Origin of the sequence: Deinococcus apachensis DSM 19763, assembly GCF_000381345.1 — a bacterium.
Taxonomy (GTDB): Bacteria; Deinococcota; Deinococci; order Deinococcales; family Deinococcaceae; genus Deinococcus; species Deinococcus apachensis.
The window spans coordinates 307,406-313,634 of the sequence record NZ_KB906400.1; the positions used below are offsets into that span (position 1 = coordinate 307,406).

A 6,229-nucleotide genomic window follows, 5' to 3' on the forward strand; every position below is an offset into this window, starting at 1 on the left:
CTCAGCGGGGCCGCTTGATCGTCTCGATGCCCGCCCCCGAGTGCAGCACCTCGCCGTAGAGTTCCCAGAGGGCCTGGGCCCCAGTTCCATCCCGGATCAGCTTCGAGAAGCGCAGGTAGGCCGCGTGGCCGTCCGGCAGCACGAAGGTGGGCGTGCCGAATACTCCCAAGGCCGCCGCGTCCCGCAGGTCGGCGGCGAGGGCCTCCCGCAGGACCGCGTCGTCGGCAAGAGTCGCCTCAAGGCGGGTCAGGTCGAGCCCGGCTTCCCCGGCGGCGGCACGAATGGTCCCCTCGTCCAGTTCCCCCTTGTGTTCATGTCTCGCCCGGAGGAGCGCCAACGTGAAGGCCCAGGCGGCCTCCTCCCCTTGCAGGGCCGCCGCCTGCCCGGCGAGGAAGGCGCTCAGGCTGGCCTGCTGGGACGGGCTGCCCTCCCCGGCCCCCTGCTCGTGCAGCCACCACGTCGGGTTCTTGCGGTCGGGGTTCTCGGGGTGGTTGCCCTGCACGAGTGAGAAGTGCCGCAGGCGGAAGGAGAGCCTCTGCTCCCGCCGCAGCACGTCGGCCAGTTCCACTCCGCGCCACGCGAAGGGGCACAGGAAATCGAAGTAGAGGTCCGTGGGAGCTGTCCGGGAAGCCGTCATCCCTGGACGCTAACACGTTCGTCCGGTGGACGGGCCGCTCTGGGCACGCGGAAACGCGCCCGACTCCTCCCGGTGCCCGCGCCATCCTTGTCCCTCCCCGTGTCTTCCTCTAACGGAGGGGCCAGGACGGCGTCACCGCTCCTGTGGGTGCGTTCGCACCGGCGACGAGATGTTCGGCTCTCCACACCAGGTGTGGTAAAAGCTGTTCGTGAACATTTTACCATATCCGACCCAGACGTCATCATCTCGTGTGTCTTTGGCAATCTTCTTTTTGCTCGTCATGCGACGAGCAGAGCCTCGCGCCCCACAAACTGCTGCCTAACGAGCGGCGCTGGTGGTTGGACATGGTAAGAAATTAAAGCTTCAAGTCAGACCTGCCTCTGGGGAGTGGCCTTGTCGTCTGCCGAGCGTGGAAGCAGTTGCTGCTGGAGCGTGCGGGCCAGCCAGGTCTCGTATTCGTCGGGTGTCCAGCCCGCTTCAACAACGAATTCCCGGTAAAGTTCGAAGAGCGTCACGGCCTGCAATACCGCCGAGGCCCGTTCCACGTTCAACTCCGGGGATAGCAGATAAGCACTGTTCTCGATGAAGTGCCGCTGACTGGCGCGGCGGCCGCTGAGGGCCAGTTACAGTTCGGCTTTCGCCTCGGGGTCGGCCCTGCCGCGCTCTGGTTAAAGCTGCACCATCTCGGCTCCCGTTTCCCACTGCCGCCGGGTTAGGTGGGCCATGAGTTCCAGCCGACGGGAGGGCTCCTCCTGCATCAGCGCTTCCTGCGTCAAGTCCCGTTGCTGCGACGCCTGATGCCAGGCTTCCCGGATAGCGTGGAAGATGCCCCGCTTGTTGCCGAAGACGCTGTAAACCGTGCTGACCTCCACCCCCGCCTCACGTGCAATGTGTAGGGGAGATATGGTGGTAGAGCTCAACCGGCAGCTGGCCCTGCAAACCCTCGGGCGCGCCTTTAACCAGGACGACATCTCCCTCTTCGACGAGGTGATTCCCAGTCGGGGGTCGACCATTAGGAGCCTCGCGGGACGAACATGTTGCGGCACCTCAAGGAGGCCGTGCCCATGATGTGGCGGGCCTTCCCCGATCTGCATCACGTGCTGGTCGAGGAGGACATCGTCGCCTTTCACCCCACCATGACCGGGACCCACCTTGGGGTGTACGACATCGGGCCTTTCCGCACCCTTCCCCCCACCGGCAGGAAAATCAGGATGCGCCATATGCACTTTCTGCGCTGGCAGGACAATAAGAACACCGAACTGTGGCACCTGATGGACACGCCCAGCCTGATGCGGCAGCTCACTGGCCCCGAACCGGCACGGACCCTGACCTCCTGCCCCTCCCCCTCCTCAGCGGCGGGGTGGGCTCTACAGGAAGCGGGGCATCCCGCACGCCTCTACGGAATGAGGAAGCTCCGAGGAGGAGGTGCACTGCCCGGCCCAGACGACGGCTGAATCATGAAGGCCGCAGTCGTTTCCGAATAGATCTAGCCCTCCGGAGGTGCGGCGGTGACAGTCCCGGATGTGGGAAGCGCGGGGTCGCCGGGGCAGCCAGGCTCCCTCAGGACTGGGGGTTGGGACCTCCTGCACTCGCGCGGGCACACACTTTCTCCATAAAGTAATTTGATGAACATTTATAGAAAATGCGTGCTGGAGGGCTAAATTTCCGTGTTTTTGTGTCCGAGTGCGTGCTGGTCGGCCTGAAACAGTTCCCACCCTCTTCACGAGCACGCGAACATATGTCATGCTGCTCACCATGACGAAGAAATCAACGAAGGCGCCCGCCAAGAAGTCCTCCGCCAAGGCTGCCCCCGCCCAGGAAGAGGCCAAGACCAGCCGCGCTTCGGGCAACGAAGGCGGCAGCGGCAAGGTTGCCAAGACCCAGCTCGTGGAGCGGGTTGCGGACAAGACTGGCCTGACCAAGAAGCAGAGCGAGGAGGCCGTCAGCGCGATGCTGGGCGTGGTCGTGGACGCGATCCGGGGCGGCCAGAGCGTGGGCCTGCCCGGCCTGGGGACCCTGAGCGTGAAGAACACCGCCGCCCGCACCGGCGTGCGCCCCGGCACCAGCGAGCGCATTCAGATTCCCGCGGGCAAGAAGGTCGCCTTCAAGGTCGCCAGCACGCTCAAGTCCTCCCTCGGCATCACCGAGGACACGGCCGCCGAGTAAGTCCCGGCTCTCGCCCAAGCGCCCCAACCGGGGCGCTTTTTCTTGGCGCCAAGACGCGGCCCGGTCCAGGCGCAACCCCGCGCGCTGGGGGTCCCGGAAGTTTACCGCGCATGGAGGCGTTCGTCGACAGCGGGCCGCTTCTCGGCCCCGGTAGGGCGGGCAGGCTGTAGGTTGGTCAGGCGACCCGGCTCCGCCTGCGGATGTTTTTCTGTTCGTACAGACGGCGGTCCCCGAGTTCCAGGGCTTCCAGGACCGTTCGGGTCTCGTCGGGCACGCAGACCACGCCCAGGCTGGCGCCGATGAAGGGAAACCCCACGTCCCGGGTGAAATGCTCGGCGTTCCGCACGGCCTGCACGATGCGGTAGACCTCGCTGGCGGGCAGTTCGGGCCAGATTACGGCGAATTCATCCCCGCCGAAACGGTAGAGGCGCACCTGGGACGGGAGGGCACTTTGCAGGGAGGAGGCGAAGGCCCGCAGCAGCGCGTCGCCCCGGAGGTGCCCATGGGTGTCGTTGATCTGCTTCAGGCCGTCCAGGTCCATCAGCGCCAGGCAGAACGTGAAGGTCCCTGTCTGTAGGGCGGCGTAGCAACTCTCCAGGTCACCCTCGAAGGCGCGGCGGTTGCCGAGATGTGTGAGCGTGTCGCTGTAAGCCGCAACGTTCAGTTCCGCCTGAACCTCGGCCAGCTCCGCGTTGACCTGCTGCAGATCGGCCAGACTCTGCCCCAGGCGCCGGTTGAGATGATGTAGAGAGGCGATGATGCCGGTAATGACCAGCCCCTGAAGCGCGAAGATGGTCAGGGACAGCGTGGAAACTGGGGGCGGCATGTCGACCCAACGGATCAGCAGAGTACTCAGGACCGTGGCATACAGGCCACCCCATCCCCGGCGGAGGTACGCGCACAGGGCGATGAAAGAGAAGAATGGGAGAAAGGGAAAGTGGGCGCTGAAGTCCGGCCCGAGTACTTGCCCGCACAGACGCGCCAGCAGGACCAGACCGGCGACCACAAGCAGGGTACGAAGATGCCATCCCAGGTGAGTCCAGACGGAGAAGAGGTCAGGGCGTCGTGGACTCACGGGCATCGGCACAGCATGCTTTGAAAACCCGCCTGCGCCCTGAGGAAAGCGCTTAGCGAGGCTTGAGGAAGAGGAGGGGTAGGGGGTGTCGGTCGTGGCCCAGGTAGGGGAGGGGAGAGGTAAACCGTTGGGCAGCCCTGCCCTCTGTCCTCAAATGCTGGAGGGATGCCTGCTCTGCCACCCCCGTAGATTCGACCTAGGGTATTTGGGTAGTGGCTGCATCAACGTGACAAGTTGTGGCGGTGGAAGGCGAGGGTGAGTGAGGCTCCGAGCAACTCGTCGGATGTGGAGAACGAGAGGGAGTTGCGGACCAGACGACCCAGGCGTTGTCGAAGGGTGCAGTTGAGCCGCTCGACGTAGTTGATTTCCCCTCAGCGGGTGAAGCATTTGACGCCCAACAACGGTTCGTCGTAGGCCCGCCAGAGGTCCGTACAGCAGGTTGCTTTCAGGCGCTGTTCTGGGGAGAGGGGCAAGCGGTCCCACAGCTGGAAGACGGTCGCTTCGCTGCGATCTCCAAGAACACAAGCCAGCACCTTTTGAGTGCGGCGTTCTCGGGCAAGCCACCACCACCTGGCCTGCTTTTTCTGGCCCACGAAGGTCCATCACTCGTCCAGCTCGACCATCAATTCTTCAAGAGGCGTGAGACAGACCGTTTCGGTCTGTCTCACTTCGGCGGCCCCTTTTGTATCCACTGGATGACGGTGTTGCGGTGGACGCCAAAGACGCGCTGCACGCCCCTCAACCCCATCCGTTCGTGGACGGCATCGAGAATTTGAGTGCGCGTGGCCTCACTGTGCGCCACAGGTTTGGCGGCTGGGTGGAAGCGGCGACCGCAGACCTGGCACAGGTAGGTCTGGGTGCCGTTTTTGGCCTTGCCGTTCTTGACGGTTTGAACACTTCCGCACACTGGGCACTCGGGCACCCCAGTCGTACATCACGTCCCCGTAACCACTACCCTCATGGGAAAACGATGGCAATACAGCTTCAGGTCACTCACGGCTCACCAGTCTACCGAACTTAAGTTGCCAGAACCATTGTGACAAGTTGTTCGCCTTGACGAAGGAAGGAGAGCCTAGAATTCATCCGGATATTCGGCGTAGCAGGATGAGGATGCAAGTAAGCTGAACAAGGCCAAGGAAATTCTGAGCTCTGCGCTTGCCTCGAATTCGAACTCGTTGGAAGGACTGTAAGGGACGGTTACATCAATGGTGTTATAAGAGTACAGGTATCGGCGATTGCAGAGACAATCCTTGCTATACTGAACTCTGCAACGAGAATCAATAGAACATTTCAAATATGAGGTGAGTAAAGTATGGTGGATTGGGATGCTCTAAAGCAGATTGGGTATAATGTCAACGATGATAACAACAAGGTCGCTTCGTTGGACAAATTTCTTGAGGAGCCATCCTTTGATAAACTTGTATTTGCGGTATCAGTAATAGCAGACGACTCAGAATCTGATTATGTTAGGTTTGAGGCATGCAGATCCATTAGGGATATTGATACTCCAGAATGGGAACGAACCAATTTATGTTCGGCAATAAACAAAATACTGTCAGATCCGAATGAGGACGTAACTTTGCAGCAATGGGCCGCCTATTTGACCAATAAGTGCCTCAACAATTATGACCTAACTAAAACTATTATTGATTGTATAGCAAACCAGGAAGATTTTAGATGGAATATCATTGATTCTCTCAGGGAGGCAGAGTATCTGGGAGAAAACGTCAGATTACTGCTGAAGTTGGTCCTTCATGGCGAAGTACAGGATGATGTTAAGGAAGCCATCAATGAATTACTTAATTAGGTTGTTACCTTTTACAACCACCCCTCTGATTTCTATCAGAAGTCATCTGGAAATCCGGCGTAACAGGATGAGGATGCAGGCAAGCTGAACGAAGCCGAGGAAATTCTGAGCTTTGCGCTCGTCACGGGTTCGCACTCGTCGGAAAGATTGTAGCCACGCAATCGTTCGTTCGACCTTCCAGCGCCGCTTGTAGCGGCGCAGTGGTCGTCCATCCTGCGTTTTCTGCTTGCGGTTCTTGCGGTTAGGAGCAATCATTTCTACCCCAAGCGCTGCCAACTCGGCATCCAAAGGGTCACTGTCGTAGGCTTTGTCCCCGATCAGCCGCCGTGGACAGTCCAGACCGAACGACGCTTCCAGCGGGTCATGGACCAGAGTCACCTCGGCAGGACTGGCGCTGCTGGTGTGGACCGCGAGCGGCACGCCACTCGCGTCCACGATGATCATGATCTTGGTGCCTTTGCCCTTCTTTGTGGGGCCGACCTCCGCGCCCCCTTTTTGGCGGCACTGAAGGTGCCATCAATAAACGCTTCCCGCAGGTCGAGGA

Annotated in this window: 7 protein-coding genes and 3 pseudogenes; 3 read left to right on the forward strand and 7 right to left on the reverse strand. The window is 60.7% G+C overall.

The window, feature by feature from the left end; all coding sequences use genetic code 11:
• Position 1: 1 nt before the first annotated feature.
• The 3 genes from F784_RS0108305 to F784_RS26600 form a co-directional block, all read right to left on the reverse strand.
• Positions 2–637 (reverse strand): DsbA family oxidoreductase, encoded by a 636-nt coding sequence (locus F784_RS0108305; protein WP_019586264.1) that lies wholly within the window; start codon positions 635–637, stop codon positions 2–4.
• Positions 638–1,005: 368 nt separating this feature from the next.
• Positions 1,006–1,188 carry a hypothetical protein gene (locus F784_RS26075; protein WP_157465120.1) on the reverse strand — a complete coding sequence of 61 codons (183 nt, stop codon included), beginning with the start codon at positions 1,186–1,188 and terminating at the stop codon, positions 1,006–1,008.
• A gap of 117 nt (positions 1,189–1,305) precedes the next feature.
• Positions 1,306–1,509 (reverse strand): hypothetical protein, encoded by a 204-nt coding sequence (locus F784_RS26600; protein ID WP_019586266.1) that lies wholly within the window; start codon positions 1,507–1,509, stop codon positions 1,306–1,308.
• Between the two features lie 162 nt (positions 1,510–1,671).
• Between F784_RS26600 and F784_RS22655 the strand changes: the two genes are divergently transcribed.
• Both F784_RS22655 and F784_RS0108325 read left to right on the forward strand, forming a co-directional pair.
• Positions 1,672–2,091 (forward strand): ester cyclase, encoded by a 420-nt coding sequence (locus tag F784_RS22655; RefSeq protein WP_019586267.1) that lies wholly within the window; start codon positions 1,672–1,674, stop codon positions 2,089–2,091.
• A 289-nt stretch (positions 2,092–2,380) separates the two neighbouring features.
• Positions 2,381–2,803, forward strand: a complete 423-nt coding sequence (locus tag F784_RS0108325) for an HU family DNA-binding protein (protein WP_019586268.1) — start codon at positions 2,381–2,383, stop codon at positions 2,801–2,803.
• Positions 2,804–2,978: 175 nt separating this feature from the next.
• Here F784_RS0108325 and F784_RS24485 read toward each other — a convergent pair whose 3' ends face one another.
• From F784_RS24485 to F784_RS27780, 3 genes and pseudogenes are all read right to left on the reverse strand, one after another.
• Entirely contained in the window at positions 2,979–3,884 is a 906-nt protein-coding gene (locus F784_RS24485; protein ID WP_083939173.1) for a GGDEF domain-containing protein, read from the reverse strand.
• Between the two features lie 215 nt (positions 3,885–4,099).
• A pseudogene (locus F784_RS25220) lies at positions 4,100–4,800 on the reverse strand (IS1 family transposase).
• Between the two features lie 157 nt (positions 4,801–4,957).
• Positions 4,958–5,068 (reverse strand): annotated as a pseudogene (locus F784_RS27780) (IS5-like element ISDds9 family transposase); the annotation flags it as partial.
• 122 nt (positions 5,069–5,190) lie between these two features.
• On the opposite strand from F784_RS27780, the gene F784_RS26085 reads away from it, so the two are divergent.
• Complete coding sequence (locus tag F784_RS26085; RefSeq protein ID WP_157465122.1) at positions 5,191–5,685, forward strand: hypothetical protein; 495 nt, start codon at positions 5,191–5,193, stop codon at positions 5,683–5,685.
• A 42-nt stretch (positions 5,686–5,727) separates the two neighbouring features.
• Here the strand turns inward: F784_RS26085 and F784_RS25225 are convergent.
• Positions 5,728–6,229 (reverse strand): annotated as a pseudogene (locus F784_RS25225) (IS5 family transposase); the annotation flags it as partial.

Coding starts and splice junctions, on each gene's coding strand:
- F784_RS22655 (WP_019586267.1), top strand. CDS start 1,672: ATGTTGCGGCACCTCAAGGAGGCCGTGCCCATGATGTGGCGGGCCTTC.
- F784_RS0108325 (WP_019586268.1), top strand. CDS start 2,381: ATGCTGCTCACCATGACGAAGAAATCAACGAAGGCGCCCGCCAAGAAG.
- F784_RS24485 (WP_083939173.1), bottom strand. CDS start 3,884: ATGCCCGTGAGTCCACGACGCCCTGACCTCTTCTCCGTCTGGACTCAC.
- F784_RS0108305 (WP_019586264.1), bottom strand. CDS start 637: ATGACGGCTTCCCGGACAGCTCCCACGGACCTCTACTTCGATTTCCTG.
- F784_RS26085 (WP_157465122.1), top strand. CDS start 5,191: ATGGTGGATTGGGATGCTCTAAAGCAGATTGGGTATAATGTCAACGAT.